Source organism: Enterobacter cloacae complex sp. XAL002 (assembly GCF_049236805.1).
GTDB lineage: Bacteria > Pseudomonadota > Gammaproteobacteria > Enterobacterales > Enterobacteriaceae > Enterobacter > Enterobacter intestinihominis.
Map to the genome: position 1 here is coordinate 1 of NZ_JBMKJN010000013.1, position 16,328 is coordinate 16,328.

Annotated in this window: 19 protein-coding genes and 1 tRNA gene; 9 read left to right on the forward strand and 11 right to left on the reverse strand. The window is 54.6% G+C overall.

Features of this window, described 5'->3' with window-relative positions; all coding sequences use genetic code 11:
* Window positions 1-109: 109 nt before the first annotated feature.
* A tRNA-Phe gene (locus tag ACOT0L_RS13880) sits at window positions 110-185 on the reverse strand.
* Window positions 186-354: 169 nt separating this feature from the next.
* Between ACOT0L_RS13880 and ACOT0L_RS13885 the strand changes: the two genes are divergently transcribed.
* Both ACOT0L_RS13885 and ACOT0L_RS13890 read left to right on the forward strand, forming a co-directional pair.
* Complete coding sequence (locus ACOT0L_RS13885; protein WP_063163231.1) at window positions 355-1,200, forward strand: AraC family transcriptional regulator; 846 nt, start codon at window positions 355-357, stop codon at window positions 1,198-1,200.
* A 35-nt stretch (window positions 1,201-1,235) separates the two neighbouring features.
* Window positions 1,236-1,826, forward strand: coding sequence for a LysE family translocator (locus tag ACOT0L_RS13890; protein WP_023299118.1), 591 nt, complete (start codon window positions 1,236-1,238; stop codon window positions 1,824-1,826).
* Here ACOT0L_RS13890 and ACOT0L_RS13895 read toward each other — a convergent pair.
* The 5 genes from ACOT0L_RS13895 to aspA all read right to left on the reverse strand — a co-directional run bounded on the left by ACOT0L_RS13895 (window position 1,823) and on the right by aspA (window position 7,418).
* A complete protein-coding gene (locus ACOT0L_RS13895; RefSeq protein ID WP_022646797.1) occupies window positions 1,823-2,398 on the reverse strand; it encodes a transcriptional regulator in 576 nt (191 codons plus the stop codon). The genes ACOT0L_RS13890 and ACOT0L_RS13895 overlap by 4 nt on opposite strands.
* A gap of 49 nt (window positions 2,399-2,447) precedes the next feature.
* Window positions 2,448-4,151, reverse strand: a complete 1,704-nt coding sequence (locus ACOT0L_RS13900; RefSeq protein ID WP_126503239.1) for a protein-disulfide reductase DsbD — start codon at window positions 4,149-4,151, stop codon at window positions 2,448-2,450.
* Window positions 4,127-4,450 carry a divalent cation tolerance protein CutA gene (gene cutA / locus ACOT0L_RS13905; RefSeq protein ID WP_003855908.1) on the reverse strand — a complete coding sequence of 108 codons (324 nt, stop codon included), beginning with the start codon at window positions 4,448-4,450 and terminating at the stop codon, window positions 4,127-4,129. The genes ACOT0L_RS13900 and cutA overlap by 25 nt, the downstream gene beginning before the upstream one ends.
* 113 nt (window positions 4,451-4,563) lie before the next feature.
* On the reverse strand, window positions 4,564-5,865 hold the full coding sequence (locus ACOT0L_RS13910; protein ID WP_008502949.1) for an anaerobic C4-dicarboxylate transporter: 1,302 nt from the start codon (window positions 5,863-5,865) through the stop codon (window positions 4,564-4,566).
* 116 nt (window positions 5,866-5,981) lie between these two features.
* A complete protein-coding gene (gene aspA, locus ACOT0L_RS13915) occupies window positions 5,982-7,418 on the reverse strand; it encodes an aspartate ammonia-lyase (protein ID WP_003855923.1) in 1,437 nt (478 codons plus the stop codon).
* A 335-nt stretch (window positions 7,419-7,753) separates the two neighbouring features.
* On the opposite strand from aspA, the gene ACOT0L_RS13920 reads away from it, so the two are divergent.
* Window positions 7,754-8,218 (forward strand): FxsA family protein, encoded by a 465-nt coding sequence (locus tag ACOT0L_RS13920; RefSeq protein WP_185817707.1) that lies wholly within the window; start codon window positions 7,754-7,756, stop codon window positions 8,216-8,218.
* 23 nt (window positions 8,219-8,241) lie between these two features.
* On the opposite strand, the gene yjeH is transcribed toward ACOT0L_RS13920, so the two are convergent.
* On the reverse strand, window positions 8,242-9,489 hold the full coding sequence (yjeH, locus tag ACOT0L_RS13925) for an L-methionine/branched-chain amino acid transporter (protein WP_032625164.1): 1,248 nt from the start codon (window positions 9,487-9,489) through the stop codon (window positions 8,242-8,244).
* Between the two features lie 178 nt (window positions 9,490-9,667).
* Between yjeH and ACOT0L_RS13930 the strand changes: the two genes are divergently transcribed.
* The gene (locus ACOT0L_RS13930; protein ID WP_003855929.1) at window positions 9,668-9,961 is read left to right on the forward strand and encodes a co-chaperone GroES; all 294 of its coding nucleotides are present in this window, start codon (window positions 9,668-9,670) and stop codon (window positions 9,959-9,961) included.
* A gap of 39 nt (window positions 9,962-10,000) precedes the next feature.
* Window positions 10,001-11,647, forward strand: coding sequence for a chaperonin GroEL (groL, locus tag ACOT0L_RS13935; RefSeq protein ID WP_006810416.1), 1,647 nt, complete (start codon window positions 10,001-10,003; stop codon window positions 11,645-11,647).
* A 141-nt stretch (window positions 11,648-11,788) separates the two neighbouring features.
* Here the strand turns inward: groL and ACOT0L_RS13940 are convergent, their stop codons facing one another.
* Window positions 11,789-12,250: a YjiG family protein gene (locus ACOT0L_RS13940; protein WP_022646800.1), complete on the reverse strand. Its 462-nt coding sequence runs from the start codon at window positions 12,248-12,250 to the stop codon at window positions 11,789-11,791.
* Window positions 12,247-12,894, reverse strand: a complete 648-nt coding sequence (locus ACOT0L_RS13945; protein WP_038415111.1) for a nucleoside recognition domain-containing protein — start codon at window positions 12,892-12,894, stop codon at window positions 12,247-12,249. The genes ACOT0L_RS13940 and ACOT0L_RS13945 overlap by 4 nt, the downstream gene beginning before the upstream one ends.
* A 234-nt stretch (window positions 12,895-13,128) precedes the next feature.
* Here ACOT0L_RS13945 and ACOT0L_RS13950 point away from each other — a divergent pair, with 234 nt between their 5' ends.
* Window positions 13,129-13,482, forward strand: a complete 354-nt coding sequence (locus tag ACOT0L_RS13950; protein WP_022646802.1) for a DUF4156 domain-containing protein — start codon at window positions 13,129-13,131, stop codon at window positions 13,480-13,482.
* Window positions 13,483-13,546: 64 nt separating this feature from the next.
* Here ACOT0L_RS13950 and epmB read toward each other — a convergent pair whose 3' ends face one another.
* Entirely contained in the window at window positions 13,547-14,575 is a 1,029-nt protein-coding gene (epmB, locus tag ACOT0L_RS13955) for an EF-P beta-lysylation protein EpmB (RefSeq protein ID WP_022646803.1), read from the reverse strand.
* A gap of 40 nt (window positions 14,576-14,615) precedes the next feature.
* Between epmB and efp the strand changes: the two genes are divergently transcribed.
* The 3 genes from efp (at window position 14,616) to ecnB (ending at window position 15,626) form a co-directional block, all read left to right on the forward strand.
* On the forward strand, window positions 14,616-15,182 hold the full coding sequence (gene efp / locus ACOT0L_RS13960) for an elongation factor P (protein ID WP_003855940.1): 567 nt from the start codon (window positions 14,616-14,618) through the stop codon (window positions 15,180-15,182).
* Window positions 15,183-15,239: 57 nt separating this feature from the next.
* Complete coding sequence (locus tag ACOT0L_RS13965; protein WP_006810410.1) at window positions 15,240-15,371, forward strand: entericidin A/B family lipoprotein; 132 nt, start codon at window positions 15,240-15,242, stop codon at window positions 15,369-15,371.
* Window positions 15,372-15,479: 108 nt separating this feature from the next.
* Entirely contained in the window at window positions 15,480-15,626 is a 147-nt protein-coding gene (ecnB, locus tag ACOT0L_RS13970) for a lipoprotein toxin entericidin B (RefSeq protein ID WP_006178941.1), read from the forward strand.
* Window positions 15,627-15,663: 37 nt separating this feature from the next.
* Here the strand turns inward: ecnB and ACOT0L_RS13975 are convergent, their stop codons facing one another.
* Complete coding sequence (locus ACOT0L_RS13975) at window positions 15,664-16,263, reverse strand: helix-turn-helix transcriptional regulator (RefSeq protein WP_023299123.1); 600 nt, start codon at window positions 16,261-16,263, stop codon at window positions 15,664-15,666.
* Window positions 16,264-16,328 lie beyond the last annotated feature (65 nt).

Below are 16,328 nucleotides of genomic sequence, written 5' to 3' on the forward strand. Positions count from 1 at the left end.
TGCCGGCCGCACGACCTCATCGGGAAGAGATACAGGAATAAAATTTAGGTAAGGTTTTGATAAGCGCAGAAAAGCAAAAACCCAGCCATAGGCTGGGTTCTTTAAATAGTGGTGCCCGGACTCGGAATCGAACCAAGGACACGGGGATTTTCAATCCCCTGCTCTACCGACTGAGCTATCCGGGCAACGGAGCGCATTAAACCGCAATCGCGCGCGATCGTCAACATTATTTCGGGAAAAGCTGTTCAACTGCTTAAGTTTGCGGCAATCTGTCCGTTTGTGCGCTGAAAATGCACAAATCTTCCAGACAGTTCAGGCAAGATGTGGCAATGCTGACGGTAAGAGGAGGGCAGTATGGCAAACGACTGGCTTGAGCTGCGTCAGCATGCAGAAACAGGTATTGAGACAATTAAGGCGCATTTCGAAGGACACGCCTTTGATCCCCACTGGCATGATAGCTATCTGGTCGGAATAACCCTTTCCGGTACGCAGCAGTTCCACTGTCGCCGTGAACGCCACCGTAGCCAGCCGGGCGATGCTTTTTTACTTGAGCCTGGTGAAATACATGACGGTGATGCACCGGTAGAGGGTGGCTTTACTTATCTGACCTTTTATCTGGATGAACACTGGCTCACCCGTACGCTTCAAGGGCTGTATGACTCTACTCCCGGGAGTTACACCCTCCACTTTGCCCAAACGCTGACGCGAGAGCCTCAGCTGGTGCGCGCTATCGGTGATACATTTGCCTCGCTGCATAACGATGAGATGAAGATCGTACAACAGAGCACAATGGATAACCTGCTCACTAAGATTACAGCCCACTGCCACTGGCGGAAGAAACTCCCGTCGCAGTTACAAAGCTCCGCTGTGGCGCAGCGTGCCCGCGACTATCTCTATGCGCATATCGGCGAGAACGTGGGGCTGTCAGACCTTGCGCGGGAGACGGGGACGGATCGCTTTACGCTCACCCGCTGCTTTAAGCGCGAATTTCACCTTGCGCCGCACGCCTGGCTTATCCAGCTGCGCCTGGCAAAGGCCCGACAGATGCTGGCGTATGGGGAACTACCTGTTGATGTTGCGACGGCAGTAGGTTTTGCCGATCAAAGCCATCTTGGTCGCTGGTTCCAGCGGGCGTACCGTATTTCTCCGGCACACTACCGTCGGTTGTGCACAAACCTTCCAGACGTTTCCAGAAAATAACGGCACATTCATGGCTCTACTAAAAGGAGCCACCTGTGAATTTAATACCCTTCCTGCTGTTTGCATTTGTCGCCTCGATTACACCGGGGCCAACCAATATTTTGGTACTGGCTAACAGTCAGCACTTTGGCGTAAAAAATACGATTCCTGCGATCCTGGGCGGGTGTATTGCCGCCAGCGCTATTGTTCTGGTTTCAGGCGCTGGGGCAGGAGAAGTGTTACGCCAGTATCCGCTGATACGTCAGGTGATGAGCTGGGCGGGCGTGCTGTGGCTTTCCTGGATGAGCTGGCAGCTGTTTAGCGCCCCGGCCGCGAATCTCTCCTCCAGGCGTCATGTTCGATTTACCGCGCGGGCGGCGGCGTTATTACAGGTTGTAAACCCAAAAACCTGGATGATGGCGCTGGCCGTCGTCAGCCTGTTTGCTCCGGCAAGCGACCATGCATTACGGGATATTTCGCTGATGGCGCTATGGTTTCTGGCGATCTCAGTGGTCTGTTTGTTGTGCTGGGCGTGGTTGGGGAAGGCGGTGAACCGGATTTTCCGCACCACCGTGGCGATGGTGCGATTTCAACGTGCAATGGCGCTGTGTTTGTTTATTTCCGCCTGGACGGGAATGCTGGCTTAGGTCAGTGCACCACCCATACGGCACTGCGCAAACCGCAAAATATCTTCCGCCAGACGGTGCGCCGTATCCACATCCGCCTGGCTACGGTTCACCAGCATGCGGCTCAGGCAACCTTCCAGCACCAGCTCCATCTGCTTCGCGACCATTGCCGGATCATCCACTTCAAGTGTGGTCAGCAGCTCGTGTGTGAACTCGTGCGCGGCTCGTTTTTGCTGATCTGCCAGCTGATGGATGGGGTGTCCGGGATCGGGGAAGTAGGTGCAGGCGGCGATAAACAGACAGCCTGGGTAACGGTTGTTGGTGACACACTCCGTCAGTGCGGTATAGCGTGCCAGCAGCTTTTGCTCGGTGGTCAGCTCTTCATTCAGCATCAGTTGCCTGCGCCAGATATCCACCTGCTGGCTGAGATAGCGCAGGGCATCATACAGCAGCGCCTCTTTATCCGGCCAGAAGCGCTTAAGTTCATCCAGAGGGTAATCGATACGGTCGGCTACCATCTCAAGCGTGGTGCTGGCGATCCCTTGAATCTCAAGTAATTGCAGGGCTTGTCCCAGTACGTCTTCGCGTTGCACGGTTATCTCCTCCGCTATTCCCAACGGTTTGTCCCGTCTAAAGTGTTGTTTACGGTTGGCGATTGCGCAAATGCGCGTTGAATGCCGTCGCGTCCATAAACCCGGTTACACGCTGCGTCAGCTGTTCTTCCCCCTGTTCATTGAAGAACAGGATGGTAGGCAGCCCGAGCACGTTAAGTTGCTTCAGCAGAGCCTTATCCTGCGCGCTGTTGGCGGTAACGTTCGCCTGGAGCAGAACGGTATCGCTCAGCGCATGTTGTACCTGCGGATCGCTGAAGGTGTATTTTTCAAACTCTTTGCAGGCCACGCACCAGTCGGCATAGAGATCGAGCATGACCGGTTTTCCTTTCGCCTGCGCCAGGGCGCGGTTGAGATCGTCCACGTTCTTAATCTGTATAAAATTCAGATGAGCCTGCGTTTGACCTGTCGGGGTGCCAAACGCCCAGTCCTGTAGCGGACGGACGCTCACCAGCGCGGCCGCCAGCAGAAGGATCTGTAGCAGGCGCATCCACGGTTTCTTCGCACCCAGACTCACGATAAATGCCCAGCTGAAGAAGGCCACGCCGAGCATAGCCCACAGACGCGTACCCCACACATCACCGATGATGCGTTCCAGCAGGAATACCGGTAGCGCCAGAATGACAAAACCAAACGCGGTTTTCACCGTCTCCATCCACGGGCCGCTCTTCGGCAGCAGACGATTGCCAAATACCGTCACAAGGATCAGCGGCAGACCCATGCCGAGCGCGTAAAGGTACAGCGTGCCGCCGCCGAGCCAAAGGTTGCCGCTCTGGGCAATGTATAACAGGATGGCGCTCAGCGGCGCGGTGGTGCAGGGTGAGCAAATCAGCCCGGCGATGGCACCCATGGCGAACACGCCGCCCGCAGAGCCCCCCTGCTGACGGTTGCTCATTAGCGTCAGACGGGTTTGCAGGGAAGAGGGCAGTTGCAGAGTGAACAGGCCAAACATCGACAGCGCCAGCAGAATAAACACTGCTGACAGTCCGATAAGCACATAGGGGTGCTGAAGGGCGGCCTGGAACTGCAACCCGGCAGCGGCGACCACGAGGCCGAGCGCCGTATAGGTTAACGCCATGCCCTGCACATAGATAAAGGCCAGCAACAGCGCGCGGGCGGTGGAAAGGCGTTGCTTACCGCCCAGCACGATGCCAGAGATAAGCGGGTACATAGGCAGTACGCAGGGCGTAAAGGCGATGCCGATACCAATCAATAACGCCCAAAGCGCTGAGAACGGAAGGTCTGAAGCGGCTTCGCCTTCACCCCTCACACTGGCCATTTCCCCTGAGGGGAGAGGGGAGGCCGCCGCTTTCACTTCGCTAAGCGGAACGACCTTTGTTTCAGGGGGATAGCAGAAGCCCGCATCGGCGCAGCCCTGATACGTCACCGTCAGGGTAGCGCCTTTATCCGCCTGATTCACCGTGACGGGCACGCTTATGCGCTGGCGATAAATTTCACTTTTACCGTAGAACTCGTCCTCGTGCCATTCGCCAGCGGGCATCTGCAATGCGCCGACGTCAGCCTTTGCCGGCGTGATGCTGACCTGCTTGCGATAGAGGTAGTAACCCTCTTTCACCTGCCAGGTGAGGCTGAGATCGTGCTGGTTTTGCTGAAAGTCGAAAACGAATGCCTGGTCGGCAGGAATAAAGTTCGAACGGCCGGGCGCGTCAAACAACCCGGCAAAAACTGACGTGCTGCACAGCAGCAGGATCAGCGTAAAGAAGCGTTGAGCCATGAGAGATAATCGTTATCGCCGTGGACCACTGGCAGCACCAGCAGCTCCGGGGTTTGGTAAGGATGATGAGACTTGAGGCAGTCGAGGAGCGCCTGCTGGTTGGTCAGATTGGTTTTGAGCAACATCTGGACTTCGTACTCTTGCTCCAGCTTGCCTTCCCAGTAATAAAGGGAGGTGGCGCCGGGAAGTAGCGTGACGCAGGCAGCCAGTTTTTCGGCCAGCACTTTGGCGGCGAGATCCTGGGCAGAAGCTTCATCAGGGGCGGTACACAGTACAACAACAGCATCAGGCGTGTTCACAAGTCGACCTCCTCATCACGAAAGTCTTCACTATATCACGCCATGTGATTGGTCATTAATGAAACGGGCCGCAGCGCGGCCCGTTTTTAACTATTTTTACAACGGCTAACCGTTTACAGCACAATGCCGCCGATGATAAAGCCGAGGACCACGCAGAGCGTAATCGCCACCACGCCCGGGATGAGGAACGCGTGGTTAAACACGTATTTACCGATACGGGTCGAGCCGGTGTCATCCATCTCAACCGCGGCCAGCAGGGTTGGGTAGGTTGGCAGCACGAACAGGGCTGAAACCGCCGCGAAAGAGGCAATCGCCGTCAGCGGCGTCACGCCCAGCATCAGTGCCGCAGGCATTAGCGCTTTGGTGGTCGCAGCCTGAGAGTACAGCAGCGTTGCGGCAAAGAACAGCACCACCGCCAGTAGCCACGGATAGTTGTGCAGCAGGTCGCCTGCAACTGTCTGGATATCGCTGATGTGCGCTTTCACGAAGGTGTCACCGAGCCACGCCACACCCAGCACGCACACGCAGGCGCTCATACCGGATTTGAAGGTGCTGGCGTTCAGCACTTCGCTGGTGTCGATTTTACAGGTGATACTGATCAGCGTCGCGATGGTCAGCATAAATACCACAATCGCTTCGTTACGCGGCAGAACCGGGTTCTGGATCAGACCTACCGTATCGCTGATGGCGGTCGCGTAGAACATCACGGCGACGATACCAATCAGGAACAGCAGCACGGAGCGTTTTGCATGCGGCTTCAGCTCAAAGACCTGGCTACCGCGCAGGCTCACTTCACCTTTTGCCAGACGCTCCTGGTAAACCGGATCGTCTTTCAGCTCGGCGCCGAGGAAGTTACACAGCACGGCAGTGATCATTACCGCAATCAGCGTGACCGGAATACAGATCGCCAGCAGCGTCAGATAACTTACGCCCATCGGCTCGAGAATACCCGCGAAAAAGACCACTGCCGCGGAAATGGGCGAGGCGGTGATCGCAATCTGGGAGGCGACTACAGCAATAGAAAGAGGGCGAGACGGGCGAATACCCTGCTCTTTCGCCACTTCGGTGATGACCGGCAGCGTGGAGAAAGCGGTATGGCCAGTACCGGCGAGAATGGTCATAAACCAGGTCACCAGTGGGGCAAGGAAGGTGATGTATTTTGGATGACGACGCAGCATACGCTCCGCCAGGCTCACCAGGTAGTCCATACCGCCAGCGACCTGCATGGCCGCAATGGCAGCGATAACCGCCATGATGATTTCGATAACGTCAAAAGGGATTGCGCCGGGTTTAATCTGAAAGATCAGGGTAAGTACGAGCACGCCGAGACCGCCGGCAAAGCCGATGCCGATACCCCCGAGTCGTGCGCCCAAATAAATCGCCAACAGGACGATGACGAGTTCTGCTCCAAACATAAAGACCTGCCTTGCTTATTAACAAGTTGATATTGAATTGTTGTGTTTTGGTAACGGCCATAAAGAAAAAAGGCACGTCACAAGTGACGTGCCTTTCGGAAGCTTAGCCTGAACGGTTACTGTTCGCTTTCATCGGTATATCGTTTCGCTTTATATGCCGGGTGCATCAGGTTCTGGGCGGAGAAGATATCGTCCAGTTCGGCTTCGGTCAACAATCCTCGCTCGAGAACCACCTCACGCACGCTCTTACCGGTTTCGGCACAAATCTTCCCGACGATATCGCCGTTGTGGTGGCCGATGAACGGGTTGAGGTAGGTGACGATGCCGATGGAGTTATAGACGTAGCCTTCACACACTTCTTTATTCGCGGTGATGCCGTTAATGCATTTTTCCAGCAGGTTGTAGCAGGCGTTGGTCAGAATGTGGATAGATTCAAACATCGCCTGGCCAATCACCGGCTCCATTACGTTCAGCTGGAGCTGACCGGCTTCGGAGGCCATGGTGACGGTCGTATCGTTACCAATCACCTTGAAGCAAACCTGGTTCACCACTTCTGGCACCACCGGGTTCACTTTAGCTGGCATGATGGATGAACCCGCCTGCAACTCTGGCAGGTTGATTTCATTCAGGCCAGCGCGCGGACCGGAGGAGAGCAGGCGCAGGTCGTTACAGATTTTGGACAGTTTCACCGCCAGACGTTTCAATGCGCTGTGCACCATCACGTAGGCGCCGCAGTCTGAGGTGGCTTCAATCAGGTCTTCTGCAGGCACAACCGGCAGGTTGGACACTTCAGCCAGCTTCTGTACCGCCAGCTGCTGATAGCCATCCGGGGTGTTCAGGCGGGTACCGATGGCGGTAGCGCCCAGGTTCACTTCCAGCAGCAGTTCGGACGTGCGCAGCAGGTTTTTGGTCTCTTCGTTCAACAGCACGTTAAACGCGTGGAACTCCTGGCCGAGCGTCATCGGCACCGCGTCCTGCAGCTGGGTACGACCCATTTTCAGGATGTCCTGGAACTCAACGGCTTTACGCTGGAAGCCATCACCCAGCTGATTAATCGCGTCGACCAGTTTGACGACAGAGGCATACACCGCGATGCGGAAGCCGGTTGGGTAGGCGTCGTTGGTGGACTGACATTTGTTAACGTGGTCGTTCGGGTTCAGGTACTGGTATTCACCTTTCTGATGACCCATCAGCTCCAGGCCGATGTTTGCCAGCACTTCGTTGGTGTTCATGTTGACGGAGGTGCCTGCGCCGCCCTGATAGACGTCAACCGGGAACTGATCCATGCATTTGCCGTTGTTCAGCACTTCATCGCACGCGGCGATAATCGCATTTGCAGCGCTTTTAGGAATGGTTTGCAGCTCTTTGTTTGCCAGAGCCGCGGCTTTTTTTACCATCACCATGCCACGCACAAATTCAGGGATGTCGCTGATTTTGCTGTTGCTGATGTAGAAGTTTTCAATCGCTCTCAGAGTGTGAACACCATAGTAGGCATCCGCTGGAACTTCCCTGGTACCCAACAAATCTTCTTCGATACGAATGTTGTTTAACATGTGAACCTTCTTTTCAAGCTGCCGATGGATTGTACTAAACACACAGTAGATATGTGGTTTTGAATATTTTATGACCGACGATTATTCCCTCAATCGGCCAGATGCTCGAGATCATATGCTGATGATAGCGAATTGCCGTAAGCTGGATCACTTATTATCGACCCGATTTCATGATAATTATTAATCTGTGAAATATGTCACCGCTTTAATATTTCCAGAAAAAATATCCGTGCAAACCGATTGAATTTTGGCTAACCGTCACCATTTCTTATCTACGCGCTTCGCGAACACATTCAGTCAGGGGCCAGAAGGCACCTGCCACACAGGAGATGCCAGTGCGCTGGATACCATTTATTGCTTTCTTTCTTTATGTTTACATTGAGATTTCGATTTTCATCCAGGTTGCCCATGTGCTGGGCGTCCTGCTGACGCTGATTCTGGTGATCTTCACCTCCGTCATCGGCATGTCGCTGGTGCGCAATCAGGGTTTCAAAAATTTCCTGTTAATGCAGCAGAAGATGGCCGCAGGTGAAAGCCCGGCCGCCGAGATGATCAAAAGCGTGTCGCTGATTATTGCTGGCCTGCTGCTGATCCTGCCGGGCTTCTTTACAGACTTCCTCGGCCTGCTGTTGCTGTTGCCGCCGGTGCAGAAGCGTCTGACCATGAAGCTGCTGCCGCATCTGCGTTTCAGCCGTATGCCAGGCGGTGGTTTCAGCACCGGCCCGGGGGATACCTTTGAAGGGGAATATCAGCGTAAGGATGAGCAGCGCGACCGGTTAGATCATAAAGACGATCGGTAAGTTTCTTGCCCGGTGGCGCTCGCTCACCGGGCCTGCGGATTTTGCCGCTTCGGTAAAAACACCCACAGCCCCGCCAGCATGACGATGGCGTACACACTCTTCCATCCCACCATCGCCAGCAGCAGTAGGCACAGGACACACCCGATAGCCGCCAGCGCCTTAAAGCGTCCTTTCAGTAGCCGACAGCCCGCCAGCATGCACAACAGATAGATCATGATGAAAATACCGTTGGCGTAGATAATCAGCGCGTCAAGGTTGATGTCGAGGAGATAAATGGCCAGGGAACTCACCACGCAGCAGCCCAGTACGGTATTCAGCGCATTCACCGGAAGCTGACGCTTTGACAGGCGTGAGAGGGGGCTATCCGGTTTATAAAGTGCCTGAGACCACACCAGCCGGGCGAAGCTCTGAATATAGATGTTGAGGCTGGCAAAGCAGGCGAGATAGCCAATCATGCAGGCTACCCACAGGGCTTTAACGCCAAACAGCTGCACCACGATGCCCGGCAGCGACGCGGCGGCGGCTTTCTCTTCACCGAACGCGTTGAAGTGCAGCACCAGTACGGTACAGGCCCAGTACACGGTGCCCGCCAGCAGCAGGCCAATCATCAGGGCGCGGGGAAAATCACGCTCGGGCTGTTTAAACTCGGATGCCAGATGAGCGAACGCCTCCAGACCGACGAAACACCAGAACATGACGGATAGTGCAGCGAAAAGCTGTGTGTGGTCGATGTCATTAATCGCGGGGAAAGGAATATCCGCCACCGTAATGTCACCCGCAAACCAGATGGCGACGATCAGCGCGACGATTAACACGGCGACCAGCGTTTGCAGGTTGGCGCTGGAACTGGCCCCGCGTGAGCCAACCCACCAGATAATCGCCAGCGTGCCGAGTTCAGCCAGCAGCAGCTGTTCATCGTGCCAGCCAAACAGCGCCTGTCCGAAGCCGGTTGCGATATGCAGGGCTGCCGGAAGGCCAACGGGTATCACCGACAAAAATAGCCAGCCGGTGACGCGCTCCATTCGCGGCCCAAACGCCATACCGACAAAATGCGCTACGCCGCCTGCGCTCGGGAAGTGCCGCCCGAGTATGGCAAAGACAATCGCCACCGGAAACACCAGCACGATCAGCACCGGCCATGCCCAAAGACTGTTATTGCCGGCAACCAACGCCGCCAGCGCGGGAACCGCAAAAACGCCCGTGCCTAACAAAGACGTTGAGAGTAAGCCAATGCCCTGCGCCAGCCCCAACTCCTGCCTGAGTCCACTCATTTACCTCGTCCCGCCACCATCAAAAGAGAGTGGATGGTAACACTTTCGCAAATTTTTTTTCGATTACCCCTTGAAGGGGTAAAAAGCTATCCCCATCTCTCAGGGCACTAGCCGGAAAACCGCATGCGGACCGGCGTCATCCATAACTGATAATGACTTTCTCAAAGGAGAGCTATCAATGAGTATTCGTCCGTTACATGATCGTGTGATCGTCAAACGTAAAGAAGTTGAAACCAAGTCTGCTGGCGGCATCGTTCTGACCGGTTCAGCAGCAGCAAAATCAACGCGTGGCGAAATCATCGCTGTCGGTAAGGGCCGCATCCTGGAAAACGGAACTGTGCAGCCACTGGACGTTAAAGTTGGTGACATCGTCATTTTCAACGATGGCTACGGCGTGAAATCCGAGAAGATCGACAATGAAGAAGTGTTGATCATGTCCGAGAGCGACATTCTGGCAATTGTTGAAGCGTAATTAACGCACGAAACTGTACGAATTTGAGGAAATAAGAACATGGCAGCTAAAGACGTAAAATTCGGTAACGACGCTCGTGTAAAAATGCTCCGCGGCGTAAACGTACTGGCAGACGCAGTGAAAGTCACTCTGGGCCCGAAAGGCCGTAACGTCGTGCTGGACAAATCCTTCGGCGCGCCAACCATCACCAAAGATGGTGTTTCTGTTGCACGTGAAATCGAGCTGGAAGACAAGTTCGAAAACATGGGCGCACAGATGGTGAAAGAAGTTGCCTCTAAAGCGAACGACGCTGCTGGTGACGGTACCACCACCGCGACCGTACTGGCGCAGGCGATCATCACCGAAGGCCTGAAAGCCGTTGCTGCGGGCATGAACCCAATGGATCTGAAACGTGGTATCGACAAAGCTGTCGCCTCTGCTGTTGAAGAGCTGAAAGCGCTGTCCGTACCGTGCTCTGACTCTAAAGCCATTGCTCAGGTTGGTACTATCTCCGCTAACTCCGACGAAACCGTAGGTAAACTGATCGCTGAAGCGATGGATAAAGTCGGTAAAGAAGGCGTGATCACCGTTGAAGACGGTACTGGTCTGGAAGACGAACTGGATGTGGTTGAAGGTATGCAGTTCGACCGCGGTTACCTGTCCCCATACTTCATCAACAAGCCAGAAACTGGCGCTGTTGAGCTGGAAAGCCCGTTCATCCTGCTGGCTGACAAGAAAATCTCCAACATCCGCGAAATGCTGCCAGTGCTGGAAGCCGTTGCGAAAGCAGGCAAGCCGCTGGTAATCATTGCTGAAGACGTTGAAGGCGAAGCGCTGGCGACTCTGGTGGTTAACACCATGCGTGGCATCGTGAAAGTGGCAGCGGTTAAAGCACCTGGCTTCGGCGATCGTCGTAAGGCGATGCTGCAGGATATCGCTACCCTGACCGGCGGTACCGTGATCTCCGAAGAGATTGGTATGGAGCTGGAAAAAGCGACCCTGGAAGACCTGGGCCAGGCGAAACGCGTTGTGATCAACAAAGACACTACCACCATCATCGACGGTGTGGGTGAAGAAGCCGCTATTCAGGGCCGTGTTGGTCAGATCCGTAAGCAGATCGAAGAAGCAACTTCCGATTACGACCGTGAAAAACTGCAGGAGCGCGTAGCGAAACTGGCAGGCGGCGTTGCGGTAATCAAAGTTGGTGCTGCGACCGAAGTTGAAATGAAAGAGAAGAAAGCACGCGTTGACGATGCCCTGCATGCGACCCGTGCTGCGGTAGAAGAAGGCGTAGTTGCTGGTGGTGGTGTCGCGCTGGTGCGTGTAGCCGCTAAACTGGCTGGCCTGACCGCTCAGAACGAAGACCAGAACGTAGGTATCAAAGTTGCGCTTCGCGCAATGGAAGCCCCTCTGCGTCAGATCGTGTCCAACGCCGGTGAAGAGCCATCAGTAGTTGCGAACAACGTGAAAGCGGGCGAAGGTAACTACGGTTACAACGCAGCAACTGAAGAATACGGCAACATGATCGACTTCGGTATCCTGGACCCAACTAAAGTTACCCGTTCTGCTCTGCAGTACGCGGCATCTGTAGCTGGCCTGATGATCACGACCGAATGCATGGTAACCGACATGCCTAAAGGCGACGCGCCTGACTTAGGTGCTGCTGGTGGTATGGGCGGCATGGGTGGCATGGGCGGCATGATGTAATCATGTTGTTCTGAACCTCTCAGAATGAACCCCGGGCAGCGATGCCCGGGGTTTTTTATTGCCCGTCGAGCCGTTACTCAAACAAGATGTGCATGGCGGAAAAGATGCGGTTCCAGCGCTGAAAAATCCATTTTTATCTCCTCAGAAGAGTAGCTGCATCACCCACATCGAGAGCAGGGCGTTGATGACGCAGACAGCGATGATGTGCGGGTAATATTTCGGGTTCACGCCCGCGGTGCCGAGGCAGCGGCCCGTGTTTTGCACCGGATTGCCCATCAGGTAGATGGCGGGCAGCAGGATGGTGGCATCATGGCCGCTGAGCGTGCCGGCGACGACCAGGCTGGCGCAAACCCCCACGCCGCCGCCCATGCTCATCACCGAGGCCAGAAGTACCGTTGCCGCCGCACCCGGAAGCCCCCACAGGGCCATGATGGGCTCGCATACCCTGCCGACAATATCCAGCAGGCCGGTCACCTTAAGCGCCTGAATGATGACAAACGCCATGACCACGTTCGGCAGCAGGCTGGTGGTGGCGATGGTAAAGCCGCGGCGGGCGCCATCGATAAACAAGTCCATGATATTTTTACGCGTCTGGGCGATCATTTTTCCTCCTGAACGCGACGAACTTCCATGTGGGCGATCCACAGCCGCAGGAAGTTGGCGCCAACAAATTTAAATACCAGAATGACCGCCAGCGGCGCGATCACCGGGACGGTAATAAAGGTAAAAAGTGCGGCACCGGAAGAAAAATAGTTGGTAATAATGGCGCTACCGCTGGTCTGGAAGGTGGCGAAAATGGCGCGTTCATGGTCAGTAATCGCCCCTTCGTCGGTCAACTCTTTGGTCATCCCTGCGGCTGCATCGGTATTTTGCAGGTTGGCGATAAGCGCCAGAGAGCAGATGCCCGGCACGCCGAGCAGCGGGCGCAGAATGGGCGTCATGAGCTGTTGTGCGGCGCGCAGCCCGCCCAGCCCCTCGGTAACGGCAATGATCCCGAGCGATAAAATGACCGAGGGCGCCAGTTCAAGGGCAAACAAAAAACCGTCTTTCGCTCCTGTGCCACCCTCGCCGCGAAACGTTAGGGCGCCGTTCACCGGTCCAAAGCTGCCGTTCAGGACGGTAAAATCCAGCACGCGCCACCATTCAGTACTTTTGGCGAAAAAACCTGAGAAAAATACGATGGTGAGCACGAACGCCAGATAGCCCACCCAGGTTACTTTTTCCTCTCCTGAGGATGATGCACTCATGAAACCCCCTTTTTTTTAGTCCCGTACAAAAGTTGTACGTCGCATCACTAAAAACGATCGGGGGCTAAAACACGATATCCCAAAGGTTATTATCAGAATTCATTTAAGATGTCGGAGGAGTGCCAGCGGAATCTGGCTCGCAGAAATGCTCAGCATTTTTCTTTTGGTCATCTTTTTAGTATAAGGTTTACACGCGGACAACTACTGTCCAGCTTATTGAAAACGAGGAATAACATGCGCATAAAAGTCTGTGCAGGGATTGTAGGTGCAGCATTGCTGCTGGCGGGTTGTAGCACCAGCAATGAGCTGACGGCAGCGGGCCAGAGCGTTCGCTTTGTGGAAGATAAGCCGGGCAGCGAATGCCAGCTGTTAGGCACCGCCTCTGGCGAGCAAAGCAACTGGATGTCAGGGCAGCACGGCGAGGAGGGCGGCTCTATGCGCGGTGCGGCCAATGCCCTGCGTAATCAGGCTGCGGCAATGGGCGGCAACGTGATTTACGGGGTGAGCAGCCCGACGCAGGGTATGCTGTCCAGCTTTGTGCCAACCGCCAGCCAGATGAACGGCCAGGTCTATAAGTGCCCGAACTGATATAACATTTTGATGGCGCTGCCGCTTTACCTGTAGGCAGGTAAGCGTAGCGCCACCTCCTTTTTTACTGCTGCCGCAGCTGCAAATCCAGCGGCGTCTTACTCGGCTCTCCGCCAATCTCACGTGCCAGCTTCGGCACCATATAACCTGAAACCAGCGTTAACAGCTCGCGCATAATCTTCCGGGCCTCTTCATCCGTCACCATGAAGTGCGCCGCGCCCTGGACGCGATCCAGAACATGCAGGTAATAGGGCATTACGCCCGCATCAAATAAGGCATTGCTGAGATCGGCCAACACGTGGGCGCTGTCGTTCACGCCGCGCAGTAATACGCTCTGGTTGAGCAGCGTCACGCCTGCCATTCGCATACGCGTCATCGCCGCACGAAAGTCCGCGTCAATTTCATTCGCATGGTTGATATGGTTTACCAGCAGCACCTGTAAACGGGACTGCTCCAGGCGCGTGACCAGGGCGTCGGTGATACGCGCCGGGATGACGATCGGTAAACGGCTGTGAATGCGCAGACGCTTAATGTGCGGGATGGTCTCAAGTTGAGTCAGCAGCCAGTCCAGCTCATGATCTTTTGCCATCAGCGGGTCGCCGCCGGAAAAGATGATTTCATCCAGTTCCGGGTGCGCTGCGATGTAGTCCAGCGCCACCTGCCAGTTGCGCTTATTACCCTGATTTTCGGCGTACGGGAAGTGGCGACGGAAGCAATAGCGGCAATTTACCGCGCACCCGCCCTTAACCAGCAGCAGGGCACGATTGCGGTATTTATGCAGTAAACCCGGTACAACACTGTTCTGCTCTTCCAGCGGATCGGTGCTGTATCCGGGGGCGGTAATAAACTCATCCTGAGAGGTCAGCGTTTGTTTTAATAATGGATCATCAGGGTTACCCTTTTCCATTCGGGCAACAAACGCGCGGGGAACGCGCAGGGCGAAAAGGCGCTTCGCCTCACGGCCTGCACGCAACGCTTCGTGCTGTTCGAGGTCTAAAAGACGCAGCAATTCATCAGGACTGGTGATTACATCGGCAAGTTGCGATAACCAATCTTCTCTGGACGGGGTGTTTAGGGTTACAATATGCGCCATTTTGTGGCTTAGCTACCAGTTAACAAATTTAGAGGGCCTTATGGCAACGTACTATAGCAACGATTTTCGTGCTGGTCTTAAAATCATGATGGACGGCGAACCGTACGCGGTTGAAGCCAGCGAATTCGTTAAACCAGGTAAAGGCCAGGCATTTGCGCGCGTTAAGCTGCGCCGCCTGCTGACCGGTACCCGTGTTGAGAAAACCTTCAAATCTACTGACTCCGCTGAAGGCGCTGATGTTGTCGATATGAACCTGACTTACCTGTACAACGACGGTGAGTTCTGGCACTTCATGAACAACGAAACCTTCGAGCAGCTGTCTGCGGACGCGAAAGCGATTGGCGACAACGCCAAGTGGCTGCTGGATCAGGCTGAGTGCATCGTGACCCTGTGGAACGGTCAGCCTATCGCGGTTACGCCGCCGAACTTCGTTGAGCTGGAAATCGTTGAAACCGATCCAGGTCTGAAAGGTGATACCGCAGGTACTGGCGGCAAGCCTGCCACCCTGTCTACCGGCGCTGTGGTGAAAGTGCCACTGTTCGTACAGATCGGTGAAGTGATCAAAGTGGATACCCGCTCCGGCGAATACGTATCCCGCGTGAAGTAATTTACGTCATGATTAAAGGCGCAGCGCCCGCTGCGCCTGATTTTGCAGGCAGGGAAGATGAAACGTACCGTTAAAATTCTGCTTCTGTTAGCGCTCTCCAGCGCAATTCTCTCCGGCTGCAACACCGCGCGTGGCGTGGGTGAAGATATCCAGGATCTCGGCCATATCATTTCCCATGCGGCCAGCTAATTCCGTCTAATTTTCCTAAAAATTCTTCCTTTTCCGTCAAACGGCAAGATTTTGTCTATTCTTAAGTTGCTATACACAAAATAACTTTGGCTATAAAAGGAAGATATTATGGTTAAGAAAACAATTGCAGCGATCTTTTCTGTTCTGGTGCTTTCTTCGGTACTGACTGCATGTAACACCACCCGTGGCGTAGGGGAAGATATCTCCGACGGTGGTAGCGCGATTTCTGGCGCAGCAACTAAAGCTCAGAACTAATGTAAGCGACGGTACGGCAAGTTATTACACCGTACCGTCAATTCTCCACTTCCTGTAGCGATAAAAACGGCGAGTAGCGCGTATCCATATGCAGCTTCATGCGGATATTGCGTTTGTACGTGTATACCGTTTTTCCGTTAATGCGAAGATTGCTGGCAATTTTCTGGTTGCTCGCACCATCCATCCACAAGGTCAGAACTCTTTCTTCCTGACGCGTCAGCAACGGTGCCGCCATTTTCGGTAGCTCCGCACTCGCGCATGACGTTAGCGCATCGTTTATCACCGCCGCCAGTGCTTCCAGATCGGTATTTTTGGAGAGCGAAGACCATATCGGGAACTGCGCCAGATAATCAGTCATCTCCTGCTCCTGCCCTGATTGCAGCATAATAAAAGGCAGTGTTTCGCTGGCAATTAGCAGGGAGGAAAGCTGCTGAAAATGGTGTAAATCCTGCCGGAAGCCAGATAAATCAGCGATGACCAGCGCAGGTTTCCATTGCAGGATATGCTCTCTGGCGAGGAAAAGATTATTTACCCCGGTTACGACGAAATGACCCGAAAACAGGTCTGAATGATTGACCCAGGCTTCAAATCCCGCGCGGGTGAAGTGACAACGGTCAATCAAAAGAATTTTGAACATAAAATTTTCGCAGTCGGCTAGTGGTTTGGCTTCCTGCCATCAGAAAGCCTATCATCATAGAGAAG